The organism is Methanobrevibacter thaueri (genome assembly GCF_015062915.1).
Taxonomy (GTDB): Archaea; Methanobacteriota; Methanobacteria; order Methanobacteriales; family Methanobacteriaceae; genus Methanocatella; species Methanocatella thaueri_B.
Window position 1 is genome coordinate 100,909 of the sequence record NZ_SUTJ01000002.1, and the last position, 26,306, is coordinate 127,214.

A 26,306-nucleotide genomic window follows, 5' to 3' on the forward strand; every position below is an offset into this window, starting at 1 on the left:
CTAGGACATATAGATGAATCAATAAAAAAATAAAAATTTAGGGAAAATTTGATTTCCCTATTTAACTTTCACTTTTCCTTTCACATAGTTTGTGTAGTACTTAGCAGAGTATTTGTACTTCTTGCCCTTCTTAAGTTTCTTGGTAACGCTCTTCTTGATAGTCACTTTAGCGACACCTTTGGAATTGGTCTTAGCGGAGTATTTTTTACCTTTGAACTTGAAGACAATCTTTTTGCCTTTGATAGCTTTTCCGTTGGACCATTTGAGTGTAGCTTTAAGCACAAGTTTTTTGCCTTTTTTGACTTTAACAGTCTTTTTGACTAATTTAAGAGTTTGTTTAACCACAAGTTTATTGGAAACTTTGTAGGTCTTATATTCAGGTGAAACTGTGTAAGTGTTAGGGTTCAAGTTGATCAAGAGTCTTGCGTAACCATCCTTGTCGGTCTTACATACATAGTGGATAGTGTTTACGTAGATATCAATGATCTCGCCTTCACCTACAGGTTTACCGTCGTCACCAATAACTTTTACAGTATACCATGTTCCGTCACGGAAGTCCATTACAATGTCCTTGTTTTCAATCAGACGTTTTACAATGGTTGCATTTCTTTTTGTAACTTCACCAGTCACCTTGTTGATTAAGGTTACTCCATATTTTCCAACATCAAGTTTAGTGTTTAAATATGCAATACCTTTTGCATCAGTTACCACGTCATATGTTTTACCGTTTATGACGAATGAAACTTCCTTATTGACAAGCACGTGTCCGTCTCCGTCAAGGAATACTGCATAGTAGTCGTATGGACTGTTCCAACCTCTGGTCATGTCAGAAGCCCTGATAGAAGTGGACATTGTGATTGTATTAGTTGCGTTAATGACCTTGCCTTTTGGATCTGTGTAACTTGTTTCGATTGTGTGTTTTCCTAACGGCAATTCGAATGTCACATTAGCGTTACCGTATTCGTCAGTTACTGCAGTGTAGGTTTGGCCATTGACTTTAAATACAATTTCTTGGCCTGCAATTGGGTTGTTGTCAGTGTCAGCTAATCTTGCTGTGAATGTGGTTTCATTATAGTATGCGACAACGTCGTTAGTGAGTATTACCGCATCCTTGATTCCCACTTCAAATGTAGTGGAGTTTTCACTTGGCAAGTACTTGTCATCACCGTTGTAGGTAACTTCAACTGTCTTGTCTCCAGCTTGTAATCCTGGAACGTTTACAGTGATTTTTCCACTTGTTACACCAACTGTACCTTGATACTCGTCACCAATCTTAATGGTTACGTTTCCTGTTGCACCATCTGTTACTGTAATTTCCAATACAGCAGTTTCGCCAGCATAGATATTTTCAACTTTAACGGTCACTTCAGAAGCGAGCTTTTTAAGGCCGTATGTTGTGCTGTTTGTGCTGTTTAAGTATTGGTCATCGCCAAGGTAGGTCACTTTAACTGTGTGAGTTGTGTTTCCGACACCATTGATTGCAATTGAGCCTTTACCGTTGATTGTTTGCACGGTATAGTTTGTTCCGTCAACATTTACAATGACAATTCCTGTTGCGTTTTCAGGGATTTCCACACTGATTGTTACTGGGCTTCCCACATTGGTTGCTTCAACATCCACGTTCACGTATGATTCACGTTTGGATACTGTGAATTGTGCGGAAGTGAAGTTAGCACCGTACTTGGTGTCTCCAAGGTAGTTAACTGCAACTGTCTTGTTTCCAGCAGTCAAGTCGGAAATAGTGAATGTTGCATTACCGTTTACAATAGGTTGTATGTATGGTTTTCCATCAATTGAAATTGTAATGTTTCCTGTTGCATCACTTGGCACGCTTACAATGATTTTTTCAACATCTCCAACCTTGATGTTGGTTACGTTGACGCTTATTGGAGTTTCTTTAGGTTTGATTTCAATGCTTGCGTTAACTGTAGCATTGTTGTACCTGTCATCTCCAGGGTAGCTTACGGTCACATTGTATTTGCCGGATGGAACATCATCCATGTTCACAATAGCGGTTCCGTTCACAATAGTTGCGTTGTATGTCTTGTCGCCGAGTTTGACTGTCACATTACCTGTTGCATTGTCAGGAACAATAACCATTACGGTTCCGTTACCGTTGTCAATTACCCTCATGTTTGTATCGAGTTTGGATACTTTGAAGTTGACGTCCATGGTTGTTTCATTGAAGTTGTCGTCACCGTAGAATCTTACGGTAGCGGTCTTATCACCAGCAGTGAGTTTGTCCATTTCAATTAAGGATTTTACTGGTCCGTCATAAGTTACGCCATCGACAGTGATTGAAACGTTTCCTTTGAAGTTTGGATCAACATTTACGATGAATGTTGAGTTTTCATCTACTGTAATGTTTTTACCTTCAACGGTTGCAGTCAATTCAGCTTTTGTCACATCGAAGCTTGTAGTATTTGTTGAGGAGTTGTATGTGTTGTCTCCTAAGTATGTTACATCCACAGTGTATGTTCCAACGTTAAGGTTTGGAATTGTGAATTTAGCTTCGCCGTTAGTAATCACTTCAGTGTAATTCTTGTTGTTGACAGTGATTGTCACGTATCCGGTTTGTTGGACTGGAACTTTAACTGTAATCTCTGATTCGTTACCGTATACAATGTTTTCAGCAGTCACGTTGACTTTGGATGCCACTTTAACAATGTTGAATACTTTTGTTGTAGTGTTTCCATAGTACTTGTCGCTTTCAGTTACTGTTGCGGTCACGATGTATTCTCCTGCTGGAAGAGCAGTAGTGTCAATGCTCACTTTACCGTCAGCACCAACAGTGTATGATTTACCGTTGATTGTCACATTAACTGTAGTGTTGTTTGTCACAATGATTGTGAAGTCATCTCCAACATAGTGTGTTGGGTCAACAGCAATGTCAACAGTTGAGTTGTGTTTGATTACTTTGAATACTGTTGAATTGTATCCGATTGAATAGTTAGCTGTTTCATTGGATCTTACAACAACAGTGTATGTTCCAGCAACACTTGTGTCTGCTGTGAACTGACCGTTGGTTAATGTTACAGGTTCACCGTTTACAGTTACTTCTAACTCTGCATCAGTATTGGTTGTGAAGTTAATGATTAAAGTGTCATCTACCTCAACCACGCTGATTGATTCTATTTCAATTACAGTCACGTTCTTATCGGTTACGAAGAACGGTTCACTGGTTTTGCTTGTAGCATTGTGTTTGTCATCACCTAGGAAGTAAGCGGTTGCAGTGTAGTCATTGCCGACAGGCAAGGTTACATTCAAGGTAGCTACGCTGTCAACGATTGGAGCAGTGTAGTTAACTCCGTTTACTTCAATTGTGATTGTTCCGCTTGTCACATTGCCCATAGTCACAGCAATTGTTGTGTTTTGACCGTCCACAGCAATTGTAGGTTTTGCAACAACTGAAATGATTTCAGCATTGTGTTTTACAATAGTGAATGTTGCGTTTGTACTGTTTCCATAGTATTTAGCATTTTCATAGACAACTGCATTTACAATGTACTCGCCAGCTGGTAAAGCGGTTGTGTCAATGTCAACTTTACCGTCAGCACCTACAGCGTAAGTTTTACCGTTGATTGTCACGTTTACAGTAGTGTTGCTTGAGACTATGATTGTGAATGTGTCTTCAACAAAGTGCACAGGATCAACACTGATGTCAACAGTTGAATTGTGTTTGATTACAGTGAATGTTGTTGAATTGAATCCTGAAGAGTAGAATTCACTTTCATCAGCTTTTGCAACAATAGTGTATGTTCCAGCTACGGAAGTGTCTGCTGTGAACTTGTTGCCCACGACAGTTACAGGTTTACCGTTCACAGTCACGTTCAATGGAGCTGTAGTGTTAGTGTTAACTGTTACAATCACTACATCCTCAACCACAACAACGCTTTCAACATCAATTGTGATAACTGTAATGTTCTTGTCAGTCACTTCAAATGCGTTTCCAGTCTTGTTGGTTGCATTGTACTTGTAATCACCTAGGAAGTAAGCGGATACGTTAGTGTACTTGCCGACAGGCAGGGTCACATTCAAGGTAGCCACACCGTCAATGATTGGTACAGTGTAGTTAACTCCGTTTACTTCGATTTTAACGGTTCCAGTAGTTACGTTACCCATTGTCACTGTAAGAGTTGTGTTTTGACCGACAGGACCGATTGCAGGAGCTGCAACAACTGAGATGATTTCAGCATTGTATTTTACAATGTTGAATGTTGCAGTTGAGGAGTTACCATAATACTTGTCGCTTTCAGTCACAACAGCATTTACAATGTACTCGCCAGCTGGTAAAACAGCTGTATCGATGTTAACTTTACCGTCAGCACCAACAGTGTAGACTTTACCGTTAATGGTTACATTAACAGTGGCATTGCTGGTTACATTGATTGTGAATGTGTCGTTCACGAAATGCACTGGGCCAACAGCGATGTCAACAGTAGAGTTGTGCTTGATTACAGTGTATGTTGTTGAGTTGAATGCACCTGAGTAGAACGCATTTTCTTCTGTTTGTGCAGTGATTGTGTATTTTCCTGCAGCACTGGTGTTTGCAACAAATTGACCTGTGCTGTTTAAGGTTACATTTTCTCCGTTTACTTTTACGATTAATGGAGCTGTAGTATTTGTAGTTACAGTTACAATCACTTTATCGTCAACCACAACAACGCTTTCAACATCAATGTTGATTACGGTAGTGTATTTACCGGTTACATTGAATGTGTTTCCAGCTTTGCTTGTTGCATTGTGTTTGTTGTCTCCTAGGAAGTATGCAGTTACAGGGAAGTCGTTTCCGATTTTTGTTGCGGTAACGTTCAATGTAGCAACACTGTTAACGATTGGTACAGTGTAGTTGTTTCCGTATACTTCAATTAATACTGTTCCGTCAGTCACATTACCCATTGTTACGGTAATAGTAATGTTTTGACCGATTTCAGTTGTAGGAGTTACAACAACTGAATCAATTGTAGCATTGTATTTTACAATGTTGAATGTTGCAGTTGTAGCGTTTCCATAGTATTTATCATTTTCATATACAGTAGCGGTTACTGTGTATTCGCCAGCTTCTAAAGCAGTTGTATCAATGCTCACTTTACCGTTATCACCAACAGCGTAAGTTTTACCGTTGATAGTAACATTAACAGTAGTGTTGCTTGTCACAATGATTGCGAAATCGTCTCCAACAAAGTGGATTGGATCAACAGCAATGTCAACAGTTGAGTTGTGTTTGATTACAGTGAATGTTGTTGAATTGAATCCATTTGAGTAGAACTCGTTTTCAACAGCTCTTGCAACAATGTTGTATGTTCCAGCAACACTGGTGTCAGCTACAAATTGTCCGGTACTGTTTAAGGTTACTTGTTTACCGTTTACAGTCACGTTCAATGGAGCAGTAGTGTTGGTGGTTACTGTTACGATCACTTTATCGTCAACCACAACAACGCTTTCAACGTCAATAGTAATTATTGTAACGTTCTTGTCGGTTACTTCGAATGGGTTACCAGCTTTGCTGGTTGCATTGTACTTGTAATCACCTAGGAAGTATGCGGTTACAGGATAGTCTTTGCCCACAGGCAATGATACATTTAACACAGCAATGTTGTTGTTGATTGTTGCTGTGTAGTTTACACCGTTTACTTCAATTGTGATTGTTCCGCTTGTCACATTAGCCATAGTCACAGCAATTGTTGTGTTTTGACCTTCAGCAACAACAGGAGTTGCAACCACTGATGTGATTTCAGCATTGTATTTAACAATCTTGAATGTTGCATTTGAAGAGTTTCCATAGTATTTAGCATTTTCAATTACAACAGCATTGATTATGTACTCGCCAGCTGGTAAAACAGCTGTGTCGATTGCAACTTTACCGTCAGCACCAACAGTGTAGACTTTACCGTTAATGGTTACATTAACAGTGGTATTGCTGGTCACAGTGATTATGAATGTGTCGTTCACGAAATGAACTGGGTCAACAGCAATGTCAACAGTAGAGTTGTGCTTGATTACAGTGAATGTTGTGGAGTTGAATCCTGATGAGTAGAACTCATTTTCTTCAGCAGTAGCTACAATAGTGTAAGTTCCTGCAGCAGAAGTGTCTGCTGTGAACTTGTTGCCCACGACAGTTACAGGTTTACCGTTTACAGTCACGTTCAATGGAGCAGTAGTGTTTGTAGTTAATGTTACAATCACTTCACTGTCTACCACAACGATGCTTTCAACGCCAATTGTAATCACAGTAATGTTTTTATCAGTCACATCGAAAGTGTTTCCAACTTTGCTAGTTGCATTGTGAGTGCTGTCACCTAAGAAGTATGCTTTTACAGGGTAATCGTTACCTACAGGTAAGCTTACGTTCAATTTAGCAACTTTATTCACGATTGGTACAGTGTAGTTTACACCATTTACTTCTATCACGATGGATCCGCTTGTCACATTAGCCATAGTCACAGTAATTGTTGTGTTTTGACCAACAGGAACAACAAGAGGTTCTGCAACAACTGAGATGATTTCAGCATTGTATTTAACAATGTCGAATGTTGCGGTTGTGGAGTTACCATAATACTTGTCGCTTTCAGTCACAACAGCATTTACAATGTATTCACCGGCTGGTAAAGCGGTTGTGTCAATGTTAACTTTACCGTCAGCACCAACAGTGTATGATTTACCGTTGATTGTTACGCTTACGGTTGTGTTGCTTGTCACAGTGATTGTGAAGTTGTCTCCAACAAAGTGCACTGGATCAACTGTAATGTTAACAGTAGAGTTGTGTTTGATTACTTTGTATGTTGTGGAATTGTATCCGCTTGAATAGAACTCATTTTCAGCTGCGGTTGCAACAATTGTGTATGTTCCAGCAACACTGGTGTCTGCAACGAATTGACCGTTAGTAAGAGTTACAGGTTTACCGTTAACAGTTACTGTCAATGGAGCAGTAGTGTTGGCAGTTACATTGATGAGTAATCTGGAATCTATTTCAACAACACTGATTGATTCAATGTTAATAACAGTTACGTTCTTGTCAGTGACTTCGAATGGGTTACCAGCTTTGCTGGTTGCATTGTACTTGTAGTCACCTAGGAAGTAAGCTGTTACAGGATAGTCTTTACCGACAGGAAGACTTACATTCAATGTAGCAATGCTGTTTGCGATTGGTACAGTGTAGTTTACACCGTTTACTTCAATTGTAATTATACCCTCGGTCACATTAGCCATAGTCACAGTAATTGTTGTGTTTTGACCGTTTGCAACAATAGGAGTTGCTACAACAGATGTGATTTCAGCATTGTATTTAACAATCTTGAATGTTGCATTTGAAGAGTTTCCATAGTATTTAGCACTTTCAGTTACAACAGCGTTTACAATGTACTCGCCAGCAGGCAAAGTAGCGGTGTCGATTGCAACTTGACCATCAGCACCAACAGTGTAGACTTTACCATTAATGGTTACATTAACAGTTGTATTGCTGGTTACAGTGATTGTGAATGTGTCATTTACAAAGTGTACCGCGTCAACAGCAATGTCAACAGTAGAGTTGTGCTTGATTACATTATATACTGTTGAGTTGTATCCTCTTGAGTAGAACTCATTTTCTTCAGCAGTAGCCACAATAGTGTAAGTTCCTGCAGCGGAAGTGTCTGCTGTGAACTTGTTGCCCACGACAGTTACAGGTTTACCGTTTACAGTCACGTTCAATGGAGCAGTAGTGTTTGTATTTAATGTTACAATCACTTCACTGTCAACCACTACAACGCTTTCAACATCAATTGTAATCACAGTAATGTTTTTATCAGTAACTTCAAACTCGTTTCCAGTCTTGTTGGTTGCATTGTACTTGTAGTCACCTAAGAAGTATGCGGTTACGTTAGCGTATTTGCCGATTGGCAATCCGATGTCCAAGGTAGCTACACCTGAGACTATTGGAGCAGTGTAATTCTTACCGTTCACTTCAATAGTGATTAATCCGCTAGTCACATTGCCCATAGTTACTGTTACAGTAGTGTTTTGACCGTAAGGAGCAATTGTTGGACTTGCAACGACTGAGATGATTTCAGCATTGTATTTCACAATATTGAATTTTGCGGTTGAACTGTTACCGTAATACTTATCGTTTTCAGCGATTGTTGCTGTTACGATGTATTCTCCTGCACTTAATGCTGCAGTATCTATGTTAACTGTTCCGTCTGCGTTGACATCATATGTATTACCGTTGATTGTTACCACAACAGCAGTGTTGTTGGTTACGTTGATTGTGAATACGTCTTCAACAAAGTGTATTGGGCCAACAGTTACATTGACAGTTGAGTTGTGCTTGATCACGTTGAATGTTGTGGAGTTGAATCCACTGTAGTAGAATTCACCTTCATCGGTTCTTGCTGTTATAGTGTATGTTCCTGCAACGCTTGTGTCTGCAATGAATTGTCCTGTGCTGTTCACTGTTACCGGGTTTCCGTTCACTTCAACAATCAATGGAGCAGTAGTGTTTGTTGTGATGTTGACTATTAACAAGTCATCAACTTCAACTACACTTGTCACGTTGATTATTATTACAGTTGGGTATTTACCGGTTACGTTGAATGTGTTTCCAGCCTTGCTGGTTGCATTGTGAGTGTTGTCTCCAAGGAAGTAAGCAGTCACACCGAAGTTGTTACCGAGTTTGGTGGCTGTAATATTAGTCTTAGCAACACCGTTTACAATCGGTACTGTGTAGTTGTGACCATACACTTCAATTAACACGTTTCCGGAAGTCACATTGCCCATTGTTACAGTTACTGTGAGGTTTTGACCAACTTCAACAGTAGGAGTTACAACAACAGAGTCGATTGTTGCATTGTATTTGACAATGTCGAATGTGGCTTCTGTTCTGTTTCCATAGTACTTGTCGTTTTCAGCTATTACTGCACTTACAATGTAGTCTCCAGCAGGCAATTGAGTAGTGTCGATGACCACTTTACCGTCAGCACCAACAGCATAAGGTCTACCGTTGATTGTTACGGTGACATTGGTGTTGTTGCCAATGATTATTGTGAATGCATCTCCAACATAGTGCACTGGATCAACAGTTATGTTTACAGTTGAGTTGTGCTTGATTACTGTGTACATTGTGGAATTGTAACCTGAAGAGTAATTTGCATTTTCAGGAGAGGTTACAACAAGCATGTAAGTTCCAACAGCACTTGTGTCTGCAACAACTGAATTGTTAACGACAGTCACTGGTTTTCCATTGATTGTCACATTCAATGGGGCAGTTGTATTGGTTGTGAAGTTGATTACCAATCTGCCGTCGACTTCAATCACATTGATTGAACTGATGTTGATTACAGTAACGTTTTTGTCAGTCACTTCGAATGTTCCACCGGTCTTGTTGGTTGCGTTGAAGTAATTGTCACCTAGGAAGTATGCGTTTACTGCATAATCTTTGCCCACAGGCAAGGTTACGTTCAATTTAGCGACTTTATTTACGATTGGAGCAGTGTAGTTTACACCGTTCACTTCAATTGTAATGGTTCCGCTTGTTACATTGCCCATAGTCACAGTGATTGTGTTTTCAGTACCTACAGGAACCACTCTTGCAAATTCGATTGAATCGATTACAGCATTGTTCTTGTACACTTCAAAGCTTGTTTCATTATAGTTCATTTTAAAGTAGTCGTTTCCTGGGTAGATTACAGTAGCTGAATATTTACCAGGAGCGAGGTCAGTTATATTCAATGTAGCTGTACCGTTCACTATTTCAACTACTCTGTTACCGTTGATTAATATTCTTACGGTTCCGTTTGCGTTTGTGGTCACAACTGCAGTTGCGTTTTGACCATATAATATATTATTAACTGTAATGTTAATCAGGGTTTCACGCAAGTTGACAACGAAGTAAGTTTCATTGGTTGCATTGTTGTGGAACTCGTCACCTCCATATGTTGCAGTTACCTTGTAGGTTCCTGCGGAGAGGTTGGTCAATGTTAATGTACCTGTTCCGTTTATGATTTCAACATTGTACGGTTTGCCGTCAACAGTCAATGAGATGTTTCCTTGGTATGGGAAGTTGTTGTCAGGTGGTAATAATTCTACCTTGATTGTTACGTTTTCCCCTTCATTGATTTTAGTAATGTTGAACTCAATATTGTTAGATGCCTTAACGACTAATGTACCAGTGAGGATTGTGTTGTTTGTCAATCCAACATCATCTGCGGAAATAATGTATTTTCCTTGTTCTTCAGCAACATATGTTCCGTAGTTTGCCCTACCACTGTATGTTGAAGGTATAGTTGCACCTTTTGTGAGGTCATGGAAGCGGAATGACTCGACTACAACGATGTTGTTGTTCTTAGTGTCATCCACGATTGTTGCATTCAAGGTTACAACATCTCCTTTAGTCGCATTTACAGTTTTGTTTCCTAAAACGACAGTGTAGGTTTGGGTCTTGATTACGCCTGCATTGATGATTACATCATCGAAATCGTTTTTCTCAAGGTATAATGTACCTCCGTTCAAGACTGCGTATCCATCAGCCGGGTTGTCGTTGATTGTGTTTTTAATCACATGAACTGTAGTGTCCTCATTGATAACAATTGCATTGTTTCCTGTCAATGTGGAGTTTGCAATAGTTGAGTTTCCTCCATCAAAGAGTATTGCTGATGCGACATCATTCAAGGACTTGAAGTTGGTCAATGTAGCATTGTTTATTGTAATGTTACCGTTTGCATAAATCGCTCCTGCTGAAGCATAGCTTGCAGTGGCTTGATCAATTTTAATGTCTTCCAAGGTAGCTTCCATATCAGTAAGGTAGATTGCTCCTCCTTCGTCGTGAGCTGTACTCTTATTGATGGATATGTCATGGATTGTATCATTGCTTGATGAAGTCCAGTAGATTGTTCCTCCAACCTTGTTTGCACGGTTGTCGTTGAATGTCAATCCGTATAACTCTGAATCGTCAGTGTTGTTAACATAGATTGCACCACCGCTCAATGCAGCAGCGTTATTGTCGAATTTCAAGTCGTTCAATTCCATGTTGTCGGAAGTGGTAATGTATACTGCACCACCGTCACCGTATTCAATTCCTTCTGGGTTGAAGTATCCGGTAGCTCTGTTTGAGGTGAATGTTGCATTTGTCAATGCGTTTCCTGAAAGTCCATTGATGTAGACTGCTCCACCTTCCTCGAATGCTACGTTGGATTTGAATGTTGCATCGTATATTGTACCGTTTCCGGAATCCCAGTAGATTGCACCACCTTTGAATGCCTGGTTTTCGGTGAATGTCACATTGTGGATTTCATCATCAGTCACGTTTACCCAGTAGATTGCGCCTGCTTTTCCGCCAGCAGTGTTTTTGGAGAATGTCACATTGTAGATGTCACTTTCAACACCTTTCCATCCGATTGCACCCGCATCCTGGGTAGCGGAGTTGGCTGTGAATGTTGAGTCTCTTAATGTTCCATCATGTCCTTCCCAGTGGATTGCACCATCATTGTTAGCGGAGTTGGCCGTGAAGTCCGAAGCCTCTATCACTGCACTGTTACATTCATCAATGTAGATTGCTCCTGCATGGTCAGCTGTGTTATCTGTGAAGTTGGACAGGCCAACATAGACTTGGTCCACTGTGTGGAATAATATTGCTCCACCTTTACCTTTCTTATCATCAGCTCTGTTTGAGATGAATGTTGAGTTGTATACGTGTCCGTTTGAAGCACCTGAACCTACATAGATTGCACCACCGTCAACAGCTTGGTTTCCTACAAATATTGAATCGTTCACATGTCCGTTTGAAGCGTTCCAGTCGATAGCTCCACCTCTGGATTTTGCAACGTTGTTTGTGAAGTTGGATCCAACCACGTATCCGTCGTTGGTACTTGCACCTACAAATACCGCACCACCAAACTCAGCAGTGTTTTGATCGAAACTGGAGTCTGTAATTCTTCCAGATGAAGCGTTCCAGTCAATAGCACCACCGTTATATGTAGCAGAGTTGCTTGTGAATGTTGAATTGGTTATTTCACTCACTTCAGCGTTGTGACCTGCAAATACTGCACCACCATAGTCTGCTTTGTTGGTTGTGAAGTTTGAATTGATTATGTGTGTGTTTGATGCATAGATATCAATAGCTCCACCACGGTTTCCTGCCTTGTTGTTTTCAAATATTGCATCAGTAATGTAAGCGGTAGCTCCGTGAGCTCCTACGAACAATGCTCCACCGTTTTCACCAGCAGTGTTGTTGTAGAATTGGGAATGTGTGATGTTTCCACCTGTTGCATTCCAGTCAATAGCACCACCGTTGATTTCAGCATGGTTTGAAATGTAGATGTTATTGTATCCGTAACCACCGGTTGCGTTAGCACCTCTGAATGTAGCTCCACCGTATTTTGCGGAGTTGAATGTGAAGTTTGAACCGATTAATTTGCCGATTGTTGAGTTCCAGTCGATAGCTCCACCGTTTTCACCAGCAGTGTTGTAGTTGAATGTGGAGTTGATGATTGTACCGTTTCCTGAAGAACCACCAATGAATACTGCACCACCGTTGTTTACAGCATCGTTGTAGTCGAACTTGGAGTTCAATATGTGTCCGTTGGATGCAGCCCAGTTGACAGCCCCACCGTTGTTTCCTGCATCGTTGTTCTCGAATGTTGCATCGGTAATGTATGTGGTTGCACCTTGAGCTCCTACATATACTGCACCACCATCGTTTCCAGCGGTGTTGTCCTTGAATGTGGAGTGGGTTACATTTCCACCTGCAGCGTTCCAGTCGATAGCACCACCGTTGATTTCAGCATGGTTAGAAATATAAACGTTGTTGTATCCGTAACCACCGGTTGAGTTTGAACCTCTGTAGGTTGCACCACCATATTTAGCTGTGTTGTTGTAGAATGTGGAGTTGATCAGTTGACCGATTGTTGAGTTCCAGTCAAGAGCACCACCGTTCTCATCAGCATGGTTGTGATTGAATGTGGAGTTGATGATTGTACCGTTTCCTGATGTACCTCCAATGAATACTGCACCACCGTAGTCAGCACTGTTGTACTCGAATGTTGACCTTAGCACATTACCGTTGGATGCATCCCAGTCAACAGCTCCTCCACGGTTTTCAGCAGAGTTGTTTACAAATTTTGCATCAGTAATGTATGATGTTGCACCATTAGCACCAACATATACTGCACCACCGTTTCTGCCAGCAGTGTTGTTGTAGAACTCAGAGTGAGTTACGTTACCACCAGCACTGTTCCAGTAGATAGCACCACCGTCAATTTCAGCATGGTTATCTGTATAAACGTTGTCATAACCGTAACCTCCGGTTGAGTTTGCACCTCTGTAGGTTGCACCACCTAATTGAGCAGAGTTGTTTAAGAATGTTGAACCGGTTAACCTACCGATTGTAGAGTTCCAGTCAATAGCTCCACCTTTTTCTTTTGCAGTGTTGTGGTTGAATGTTGAGTTGATTACACTTCCACCTTCTGCTGAACCACCGATGAATACCGCACCACCGTTAGTTCCAGCATCGTTGTATTCAAATGTTGATCTTAATATGTGTCCGTTGGATGCAGCCCAGTCAACAGCACCACCGTTTTCACCAGCAGTGTTGTTGTCAAATATTGCATCAGTAATGTAAGCGGTTGCACCGACAGCACCTACATAAACAGCCCCACCGTTTCTTCCAGCAATGTTGTCGTGGAACTCGGAATAGGTAATGTTACCACCGGCACCGTTCCAGTAGATTGCACCACCGTCTAATTCAGCCTTGTTGGAAATATAAACGTTGTCGTATCCGAATCCTCCGGTTGAGTTTGCGCCTCTGTATGTTGCACCACCTAATTGAGCTGAGTTGTTGAAGAATGTTGAACCGGTCAGTCTACCGATTGTTGCGTTCCAGCAAACAGCCCCACCTCTTACATCTGCGGAGTTGTGGTTGAATGTTGAGTTGATTACGCTTCCCTCTTCAGCCAAACCACCGACATATACTGCACCACCGTTTTTAGCGTGGTTGTACTCGAATGTGGATTCTAAAACATTACCGTTGGATGCAGCCCAGTCGATTGCACCACCGTTTTCGGTTGCGTTGTTTCCGATGAAAAGACAATATCCTACGGAGTTGTGTTCACCTGCTCCTCCAACATATAATGCTCCACCGTATTCTGCAGTGTTGTTGTAGAATTGTGAGTGTTCCATTATTACAGAGGATGCATTTGCGTCAACAGCTCCACCGTGAGTCAATGCGGTGTTGTTTGTAAATACAGAGTTTGTGATGTTGATGTCACCAGCCACTTGACCTACAAATACTGCACCACCTTTATATGCCTTGTTGTTTACGAATTCGGAGTTGTCGATTGCACCTTCTCTTGAATACCATTCGATAGCTCCACCGTGACCAGGTTCTCCGATAACCTCATTTGCCTCGAAGTATGAGTTTTTCACTACACAGTTTCCACTGCCTTCACCTACGTATATTGCTCCACCGCTGTATCCTGCAGTGTTGTTTATGAAGTCGTAATTGTTGATTGTGATACTTTCGGATTTCATCCAAGCGATTGCACCACCGACCTCACCAGCAGTGTTGTTGATGAACACGTTGTTGTTACCATATCCTCCGTCAGCATTGACTTCACGGCATAATGCTCCACCGTAACTGCCAGCAGCATTGTTTATAAATTCGGAATCGTTGAGAACACCTCTTGTTGCGTTCCAGTCTATTGCACCACCGTCATCTCCTGCCCTGTTGTCCTCGAAGGTACAGTTGATTACCTTTGAATCAGCAGCTGTTGGTGCGAAGTAGATTGCACCACCGTCATGTGTAGCGGTGTTGTTTGTAAATTCAGTGTGTCTGACAGTACCGTTGCTTCCGGCCCAGTAGATTGCACCACCGTCGGTTGCGTTGTTACCGTTTATTATCTTGAGGTCATTTAATACCACGTTAGCGCCGTTAACGGCAAATATTCTGCAGTATCCTAATGAGTTGATTGTCCATCCATGACCGTTGATTATTAACGGAGCGTTAATTTCAATGTCATATACGTTGAAATCCAAAGGATTTGTTTCATTACCTGGAGTGAAAGTGTAACTTCTGGTTAAATCTAATTCAGCGAAATGGTTGGCGATTGCGTCATTAATTAATCCTTGCAAGATTTCAAAGTCCCCTCTTGGGTCAGTTACGTTATAGGATACGTTGAACTGTTTCATTAAGTAAGTGTCTTCTGAAAATTGCACAATAACATCATAGTGACCGACCTCTGAACTTGGAAGGTTCAATGTGATTGTTCCAGGATTGTCCTCGAAGTTGTTCAATACGTATTGAGTCTTGTAGGAACCGGTCTGGTTGGTGTATGTGATGTCAAATACAACTTTACCGTTTTTGGACTTGTTTGCATCAACTGGCACTGTTACAGTGATTACTGCAGTAAGACCTGATACGACAGCTGACACGTCCATGTAGTAGTCGATGTTGTTGTTCTCAAATAGGGAAGAGTAGATTACGTTTCTGCTTCCTACACTCCAGTCGATTCTGGAAGTTGATTCCTCATAGATACCTGTGTGTTTAAATAAATCATAGTCAACATAAGCGATTGCATCGACAATTACGTATGCTCCACCACCGTTGTGGGAAGCTAGGTTGTCGATGAATGTGTCGTTATATATTTGAGTTATTCTTCCGTCAGTAATGTATACTGCACCACCATCATATGCCTTACTTCTTACGAATGTTGAATCCTTAATTGTGTTTGAGTTGTCTGCACCTACACCAGTATCGTATATTGCACCACCCTTTCCACCTGCAGTATTGTCTATGAAATTACAGCTTTGTAATGTTTGCCTATTTGAGTCCATGATGACTGCCCCACCATTTCCACCAGCATTATTATTGGTGAAGTCACAGTAGGATATGCTTCCACCTTCACTGTTAAGCCATACTGCACCAGCTTGGTTGGTAGCACTATTGTTAATGAAATCACAATATGAGATGTTAGTATTTGCAGCACCATATATGTCAATAGCACCCGCATTATTAGCGGTGTTTAATGTAAAAGTGTCATGATTAATATTTATATTGGAACCGGTAGTCCAGTAGATTGCACCACCGTACCATGCTGAGTTGTTATTGAAATCTGCATTTGTAATGTCAACATTAGATGCAGTACCTGAAATAGCTCCACCATTGCTATATGCAGTGTTGTTTTCAAATAATAATTTATTAAAAGTAGATAAATCTGTTGAACCAGGATTTGTAGCTATAAATAAAGCACCAGCATCACCATTAGTGGCTTTATTGTTTGTGAAGTTCAAATTATATCCATTGAATAAATTTCCACTTAAATATAATGCACCAGTAGATTGAGCAGAGTTGTTATCAAATTTATTATTTGTTATAGTGATATTATTTACCACAGGAAGGTAAGCCGCACCACCACTCAATATAGCATGATTATCAATAAACTCACAATCAATAATTTTCCAATTTTCATAAACAGTTTTGACAGTGACTCCAAATGGAGTGGTTGAAATAGCTCCGCCAGATCTAGTTGCAGAGTTATTATTAAAATTACATTTTACAATACTTGCATTACTACCTCCCGCAATATTAAAGAAGTATATGGCTCCACCATATCTTCCTGCACTATTGTCTGAAAATTCACATTCATTGAAACTAACATCATAACAGTAATCCAATAAAACTGCACCACTTGCACTTGCACTGTTTGCTTCAAAATTACACTTATTTATATTGATATCATTAGCCCAATTAAAACCAATTGAACTACCTCCGTAACGAGAATCAGAAGAGGTACAAATATTTTTTGTGAAATTACAATTAATTATGTCTATATCATTATATGAATCTTCATATCTTGAAGAGAAGAAATGAATTGCCCCTCCAGATGAAGCAAAATTGCTGTTAAAGTTAGAATTGGTTATGTCAAATCCATCACCATAACTTTGGAAGTATATAGCTCCCCCATAACTACTAGCATGGTTGTCAGTGAAATTACACTTGTTTATAAGTACATCATGCACATCTTCTCCCATTGAAATTCCTGCACCATTAATTGCAATATTTCCATCAAATAAACAATTGGTTATATCGGCATTGTTAACTTTGATAAGGAATCTGATACCTCCTCCTTGACCTGTTGCTTTATTTTCAGTAAAATTACAATTAGAAATTATAGTATTTCCAAGATTATCTCCAAAATATAATGCCGCACCATTTTCACCAGAATTGTTAATGAATTCTAGATTTCTAAAAATGGTATTATTTCCATTCCAGTATATTGCTCCCCCATTTGAAGAAACAATATTATCAATAAATTTTGAATTTAATATCTGACAGTTTTCATTTGCTACAAATGGGGCATAGATTGCACCACCATATGAAGCGGAATTTTCTTTAAATATACAATTGTCTACATAAAATGAGGTAACCCAGTTAAGTCTAATAACTCCCCCTCTATCTCCTGAATCTTCACCAACACCAGATACTTTATTTCCAGTGAAATTTGAATTAGTTAATCTTATAGGATTATTGCTACTATATACATAAATAGCACCATATTGATAACCGGAATTATTAATAAGGTTACATTTGTCAAATGATGCCTGATTACAATTTAGATAAATTGCAGCAGTATCACTAGCACCATTATTGATGAAATCACAATCGGTAAATGTGTAACCAGCTAGGTTTCCATTCCCAAAATCTTTTAATATAGCACCATCTTTAGCGGTATTACTTGTGAAATCACAATTTGTAAATCTGAATGTACCCCCCTGATATGCAAAAATTGCACCACCATATGTTTCATCAGAATCACTTGGCATATATGCAGAGTTACCTGTAAATTCACAATTATTAAAAGTAAATGTACCGCCATTCCATGCAGTCACTGCACCACCATAACTATAACGAGCATTATTTAAAAATTTACAGTTATTAAATGTTACAGTACAACCATCATTAACATGAACTGCACCTCCTAAATAAGGATAAAAATAACCCCATTGATTCCGAATATAATCAGTTGACGTATATCCTGCTCTGGAAAATGTTAAATCATTAAATGTAACTGTAACACCATTATAAATATAGATTATTCCACCATTATTTTTTGCATCAAGGATATGATTATTACCATTAATAACAAGATTCTTATTAATGATGGCCATCATAAATTCGTTATTGTTATTTCCTACAGTATAATCCTCATATAAATTTAAAGTATTCCCAGCATTATTAATAGCAGTTTGCAAACTTCTAAGTGTTGCACCTAAAACTTCCTGATCTGCAGGAACACCTAGCACATCATCATTTGAACTTGCAGCCAAAACGGCACTCTTATCATTTTCCGTTTCAGCTATCGTTCCTTCTTCAATTACAGAATCCTCTTCCTCAATCGAAGATTCATCTTCCACTGTCGTAACGTCGACAGTATGGTTTGTCTTGGTATCAACTGTTGGACTATCATCCGCAACGCTTGCAACGTCACTGGTCTGATTGTCGTCAGCAGCTGACACACCTCCTATCATTGCCACGAATATTATGGCAATTATTAGTAAAATTTCTCTTTTTATTCGCATATAAATCGCCAAATCGATTTTTATTAAGTTATAAACTTTACTCATTTTTCCATTATTTATGGAAATATTTAGAGTATTTTTATTTATTTTTATGAAAGTATATAAATATTATTAATAAAGTGAAAGATTTATTCAAAAAGATTTCAAAATAATAAACAGTTTGATAGAAAAATAAGGTAATTTTAAAGAAAAAAATAGAATATGTCAAATTTTAGAATAAGAAAATTAAAAAAATGTTCAATTTTATCTTAATTATCAATAAAGTTGTTAATTAAATTAATAATATTCCGACAACTGCTCCGACTATTGTCGCTATTAGGTTAACATGTTCATTTGTGATGATATGACGGTTTTCAAAGAGTGCCCCAAGGATACTGTCGGCAAAGCAACCCACTGTACCTGACACCACTGAAACGATTATTGCAGACAATGGATTTTCAACAATCCCTAAAAGATATGCGGCAATACCAATAATGGCTGCCCCAAGCATTCCCACTCCAGTTCCCAACGGTGAAACAGCACCGTTTGTACCCGGATCGACTTTCTGCAGGGTTGTGATGAGTCTTGGATGTGGATCCAGCACTCCAATCTCGGAAGCGAGTGTGTCAGTCATTGCTGTTGCAATCGCACCGATGAATCCTCCGACGAACGGCAGGTAATACCCTCCAAATGCTGCCATGAAACATGCGACAACACCGTTTGAGATAACGTTTTTGGATGTTCTTCTTCCCTCAAACTCACCAAGAGACATCTTGTACTTCTTGGAGTATTTTGTAGCAAGAAGAGACAATACGAGAAACAGTATAATCAGCAATAGCCAGTGCGGACCGGCTGAGAATATTATGACGACACCCATGACGATCATGACCGCTGAGCCGAAAAAGTCGAGTGATTTTCTCCTGTAGGTTATGAAACCTAGAATGAATAAGATTATTACATAAGCCCAGTTTATCATCAGTGTCTCCATCTAAATCACTAAACTCCTTTATATATATTATACTTTGTTCAAGATGATATAAAAAGATTTACTTAAACGAAATATCGAACAGAATTTTCATGCAATATCCTTGAAAAAGTGAACGATAATTATGATAGTTGTACATAAAGTGTGTCAAATACTATTGTGAAAAATAAAGCAAAATTTAATTAATGTGATAAAAATACTAAAATGAGGCACTGCATCTATATGTGCCCATAAAAAAAAGAAAATTTTAATGTTGTCTGGGGGACAACATCAATTATTATTTAACTTTAACCTTACCCTTAACGGTATTTGAAACATATGTTGCAGAGTACTTGTATTTTTTACCCTTCTTAAGTTTCTTGGTAACTTTTTTCTTAATAGTCACTTTGGCAATACCTTTGCTGTTGGTTTTGGCAGTGTATTTTTTGCCCTTGAACTTGAAGACGATCTTCTTGCCCTTGATGGCTTTGCCGTTGGACCATTTGAGTTTAGCCTTAAGCACTAGTTTTTTGCCTTTTTTGACTTTAACAGTCTTTTTGACAAGTTTGAGGGTTTGTTTAATCACAAGCTTGTTTGAAACCTTGGTCAACTTGTATTCCGCAGTTATAGTGTATGTTTTAGGATTCAAGTTGAGTTGGAGTCTTGCGTATCCGTCCTTGTCGGTTCTGCATGAGTAGTGGATAGTGTTAACGTAGATGTCCACGAATTCACCTTCACCTACCGGTTTACCGTCATCTCCAATTGCAAGCACGGAGTAGTATGTTCCGTCACGGAAGTCCATTGTAATGTCCTTGTTTTCAAGCAAGCGTTTTACAATAGTTGTTGTTCTATTGACTTGCTCACCTGTTACAGGGTTTATAATGGTTACATCATATTTGCCGACCGGTAATTTGGAAGTGTCAAGGTAAGCGATTCCTTGACTGTCTGTTTTGACAGTGTATGTTTTACCGTTGACAATGAATTGAACTTCAGTGTTTTCAAGCACATGTCCTGTCTTGTCTAGGAACTCTGCTTTATAGTCATATGGACTGTTCCATCCTCTTGTGATGTTTTCAGCATTGATTGACCTGAATACTGTCACGGACTTGGTAATGTCTTGAGGTTCGTACTGATCATTACCGCTGTATGAGATGTTCACGTCATGGGTTCCTTCGCTTACTCCAGGGATTGTGATTATATTTTCTCCACCAGTTACATGAACGGTGACTGTCTTGTTGTCGACTGTCACTGTCACATTACCTTCTCCGCCTTCAGGAATTGTTACTTTAACTTGCACATCTTCACCGACAGGCACATTTTCAACTTCCGCTGCAATGTTTGGAGGCACTTTGCTGCTTGAAGCATTGAAGTCTTTTTCTGTGGAGTTTCCAAGGTATTTTTCATCACCAAGGTAGGTCACGACAGCTGTGTATTCTCCGCTGCCCTTGATTGGAATTGTTACAGACTTGTCACCTTCAGTCAGGTTGATTCCATAATCAACACCGTCAACATTGACAATCACATATCCTGTTGCATCATCTGGCAAGGTTACGGTTACTGTAGCCTGACCTGCAGTGGAGTTGTCCACTTCAACAGAGATTGGAGCAGGGTTCTTGTTGACTGTGAAGTTTGCAGTGGTTGAATTTGCAAGGTATGAGTCGTCACCGTCATAGGTTGCGGTAACTGTCTTGTTGCCTGAAAGCAATCCGGTTACTTCGAATACTGCTTTGCCGTCTGCAATTTCTTTGGTGTATGTTTTACCGTTTACTTCAACAGTGACTTTACCTGTAGCGTTTTCTGGAACGTTTACAGTCACTTCAATTGTTTCGCCAACTTTGCCGTCTCCAACTTCAATGCTCATTGGAGTTGAGTATTTAGGAATTGTCACTTTGCCGTCTGTGGATTGGGCTGTGTGGTTTTCATCACCTGAGTATGTTGCGGTCACATCATAGGTTCCAGGAGCCACATCAGTCAGGTCAAATGTAGCGGTTCCGTTAACAACAGGAGCAGTGTAGTTATTGCCGTTGACATTGAGTGTCACATTGCCTGTAGCGTTTGCAGGAACAACAACAACGACTGTTCCGTTTCCTTGGTCAATGACTTTGATGTCGTCAGGACTGGTTTCAATTGGTTTGACTGTCAAGGAGGTTGTAGTGTTTGCTGGCAAGTACTTGTCATCACCGTTATAGGTCACTTTAACCTCATGGTCTCCAACTGGAACGCCAGGAACGATTATTTCGTTTTCACCGCCTTTAATAGGTACGGTTCTTGTAATGTTTCCGATAGTTACAGTCACATTGCCTGTTGCATCTTCAGGAACGGTCACCTTAATCACTGCAGGATCACCGACAGTGATGTCATCTGCACTTGCAGTGACTTCAGCATCTTCCACCTTATTGACAATGACTTTGGCAGTGTCGTTTGAACTGGACAGGTACTTGTCATTTTCAAGCAAGGTCACTTTAACGTCATATGTGCCGTTTGCAAGGCCATCCACTTTGAGTTGGCCTGCACCGTTGGTTACATTTACGCTGTAGTCCTTGCCGTCAATGGTTACAACAGCAGTTCCGTTGTAGTCGCTTGGACCTGCAATGACTATTGTTGCGGTTTCATCAACCTTAATCACATCACCGGTTACGTTTACGCTTGATGCCACTTTATCCACTTTAAATTGAGCAGTGGTTGAGTTTGCAAGGTATGAGTCATCACCGGCGTAGCTTGCAACAACTGTCTTGTTGCCTGCTGTTAATCCTTCAATTTCAAAGACTGCTTTGCCGTCAACAGGTTTTACAGAGTAAGTTTTACCGTCAATTTCAACTGTCACATTACCAGTGACGTTTTCAGGAACGGACACAATCACTTTAGTGACGTTTCCGACAACTGTTGCATTTACTTCAATGCTCATTGGAGTTGGGTGTTTTGGAATTGTCACTGTGCCGTTTGTAGCCGCACTGGTGTAGTTTTCATCACCGGAGTATGTTGCAGTTATGTCATAGGTTTCAGGAGTCTCATTGGTCAAGTCGAATGTAGCTGTTCCGTTAACAACAGGAGCAGTGTAGTTAGTGCCGTTGATTGTAATGGTTACATTACCGGTTGCATCTTTAGGAACAACGACCACAACAGTGCCGTTTCCTTGATCAACCACCTTGATGTCAGCAGGGTCGGTTTCAGCCGGTTTGACTGACAGTGGAGTGGTAGTGTTTGCAGGCAGGTATTTGTCATCGCCGTTATAGGTTACTTTAACATCATAGTCACCAACTGGAACGCCAGGAACGATTATTTCGTTTTCTCCACCAGCAATAGGTACAGTTCTTGTGATATTACCAATGGTTACTGTCACATTACCGGTTGCGTCTTCAGGAACGGTCACCTTAATCACTGCAGGATCACCGACAGTGATGTTGTCTGCACTAGCTGAGATTTCGGCATCAGCAACTTTATTTACAAGCAGTTTGACTGTATCGTTGACGCTTTGGAGATATTTGTCATTTTCTAAGTAAGTTACGTTAATGTCATATGTGCCGTTAGCTAGTCCGTTGATTCTGAGTTGGCCTACACCGTTTGTCAATGCCACGCTGTAGTTCATGCCATCCACATTAACGATAGCAGTACCGTTAAAGTCACTTGGACCGGTAATGTCTATTACTGCAGTTTCATTTACATTGATTGGGTCTGCAGTCACATTTACGCTTGAGGCACGTTTTGTGATATTGAATGAAACAGTCGAACTGTTTCCATAATACTTATCATTTTCATATACTGTAGCTGTAACTGTATATTCACCAGCAGGGAGTTTAGTTGTATCAATAACAACCTTGCCGTCTACAACTGGATATTCTTTGCCGTTGATTGTCACGACAGCTGCAGTGTTGTTTGTCAAGGTTATTTCGAAGTCATCTCCAACGTAGTGAGTTGGAACCTCATCGACTTTCACTGTTGAGTTATGCTTGATTACAGTAAACATTGTTGAATTTGAAGCGGCAGTGTAGTAATCGTTTTCAGCGACTTCAGCAGTAATAGTGTAGTTTCCAGCAACAGTGCCGTTGAAGCTGTATACTCCGTCAACAGGAGTGATTTCAACACCATTCACTTTAACAACTAATGTAGAATTACTGTTTGTAGTGACTGTGAATGTCAGGTTATTGTCGATTTCAATAATGTTTTCCGCTGTGATAATCACTGTAGCGGTTGTCTTATTGACCACATTGAATTCAGCGCTTGTTGCATTCACTGGGTTGTACTTGTCATCGCCAGTGAAGTAAGCTTTAGCGGTGTATGTGCCGACAGGCAATGTCACATTCAATTGAGCAACCTTATTAACAATAGGGACTGTGTAGTTGTGTCCGCCAACTTCGATAATGACGGATCCACTTGTTACGTTGCCCATTGTCACTGTGATTGTAGCGTTCTTGCCGATGACAACATCAACATCAGGAACGGCAACACTATCGATTGTAGCATTGTGTTTGATGATATCAAACTCTTTTGTTGTAGCGTTAGCATAGTACTTGTCGTTTTCAGCGATTGTAGCGGTTACAATGTAGTGTCCGGCAGGCAATTCTGCAGTATTTACATTGACCATGCCGTCAACAACAGCATACTCTTTACCGTTGATTGTTACAACAGCAGCAGTATTGTTTGTAATTGTGATTGGGAAGTCAGATTCAATCTCATATACTGAACCAACATCAATAGCTACAGTGGAGTTATGCTTGATCACTGTGAATGCTGTGGAGTTAGCTGCAGCAGTGTAGTAATCGTTTTCAGCAACCTCAGCAGTTATAGTGTAGTTTCCTGCAACGGTTCCGTTGAATCTGTATTTGTCATCTGCACCTTTAACAACTTCAACACCGTTCACTTTAACGACCAGTGTAGCGTTACTGTTAGTTGTGACTGTGAAAGTCAAGTTATTGTCGATTTCAATGATGTTATCAGCTGTAATGACCACAGTAGCAACTGTCTTGTTGATTACGTGGAATGCATCGCTTTGAGCATTGGTATCATTGTACTTGTCATCACCTGGGTAGTATACTTTAGCAGTGTAGTCGCCGGCAGGTAATGTAACTGTTAAAGTTGCCACTCCTTCTTTGATAGGTACAGTGTAGTTAAGTCCATTTACTTCAATTAGGACACTGCCGGTTTCAGCATTGGCCATGGTAACTGTTATTGTGGTATTATGACCGTCCACTGCAGTTACAGGAGTTACAACGATGCTTTCGATTTCGCTTGCATGTTTGTAAACAGTGAATGCTGTGGAGTTTTCAGCAGCAGTGTAGTAATCGTTTTCAGCAACCTCAGCAGTTATAGTGTAGTTTCCTGCAACAGTGCCGTTGAAGCTGTATACTCCGTCAACAGGAGTGATTTCAACGCCGTTCACTTTAACAACTAATGTAGCATTGCTGTTGGTAGTCACTGTGAAAGTCAGGTTGTTGTCGATTTCAATGATGCTGTCTGCTGTGATAATCACTGTAGAGGTTGTCTTATTGACCACATTGAATTCAGCGCTTGTTGCGTTTACTGGGTTGTACTTGTCATCACCTAAGTAGTATGCTTTGGCTGTGTATGTGCCGACAGGCAGTGTCACGTTCAATTGAGCAACCTTATTAACAATAGGGACTGTGTAGTTGTGTCCGCCAACTTCGATAATGACGGATCCACTTGTTACGTTGCCCATTGTCACTGTGATTGTAGCGTTCTTGCCGATGACAACATCAACATCAGGAACGGCAACACTATCGATTGTAGCATTGTGTTTGATGATATCAAACTCTTTTGTTGTAGCGTTAGCATAGTACTTATCATTTTCAGCGATTGTAGCGGTTACAATGTAGTGTCCGGCAGACAATTCTGCAGTATTTACATTGACCATGCCGTCAACAACAGCATACTCTTTACCGTTGATTGTTACAACAGTAGCAGTATTGTTTGTAATTGTGATTGGGAAGTCAGATTCAATCTCATATACTGAACCAACATCAATAGTTACAGTGGAGTTATGCTTGATCACTGTGAATGCTGTGGAGTTAGCCGCAGCAGTGTAGTAATCGTTTTCAGCAACCTCAGCAGTAATAGTGTAGTTGCCAGCAACAGTGCCGTTGAATCTGTATTTGTCATCTGCACCTTTAACAACTTCAACACCGTTCACTTTAACGACCAGTGTAGCGTTACTGTTAGTTGTGACTGTGAAAGTCAAGTTATTGTCGATTTCAATGATGTTATCAGCTGTAATGACCACAGTAGCAACTGTCTTGTTGATTACGTGGAATGCATCGCTTTGAGCATTGGTATCATTGTACTTGTCATCACCTGGGTAGTATACTTTAGCAGTGTAGTCGCCGGCAGGTAATGTAACTGTTAAAGTTGCCACTCCTTCTTTGATAGGTACAGTGTAGTTAAGTCCATTTACTTCAATTAGGACACTGCCGGTTTCAGCATTGGCCATGGTAACTGTTATTGTGGTATTATGACCGTCCACTGCAGTTACAGGAGTTACAACGATGCTTTCGATTTCGCTTGCATGTTTGTAAACAGTGAATGCTGTGGAGTTTTCAGCAGCAGTGTAGTAATCGTTTTCAGCAACCTCAGCAGTTATAGTGTAGTTTCCTGCAACAGTGCCGTTGAAGCTGTATACTCCGTCAACAGGAGTGATTTCAACGCCGTTCACTTTAACAACTAATGTAGCATTACTGTTGGTAGTCACTGTGAAAGTCAGGTTGTTGTCGATTTCAATGATGCTGTCTGCTGTGATAATCACTGTAGCGGTTGTCTTATTGACCACATTGAATTCAGCGCTTGTTGCATTCACTGGGTTGTACTT

Annotated in this window: 3 protein-coding genes; all 3 read right to left on the reverse strand. The window is 40.2% G+C overall.

The features are described 5' to 3' along the window. Positions 1-57: 57 nt before the first annotated feature. Positions 58-18,546: an Ig-like domain repeat protein gene (locus E7Z78_RS01985; protein WP_303723497.1), complete on the reverse strand. Its 18,489-nt coding sequence runs from the start codon at positions 18,544-18,546 to the stop codon at positions 58-60. A gap of 271 nt (positions 18,547-18,817) precedes the next feature. After that, the gene (locus tag E7Z78_RS01990) at positions 18,818-19,501 is read right to left on the reverse strand and encodes a TIGR00297 family protein (protein ID WP_303723498.1); all 684 of its coding nucleotides are present in this window, start codon (positions 19,499-19,501) and stop codon (positions 18,818-18,820) included. Positions 19,502-19,787: 286 nt separating this feature from the next. After that, positions 19,788-26,294: an S-layer family protein gene (locus E7Z78_RS01995; RefSeq protein ID WP_303723499.1), complete on the reverse strand. Its 6,507-nt coding sequence runs from the start codon at positions 26,292-26,294 to the stop codon at positions 19,788-19,790. Positions 26,295-26,306 lie beyond the last annotated feature (12 nt).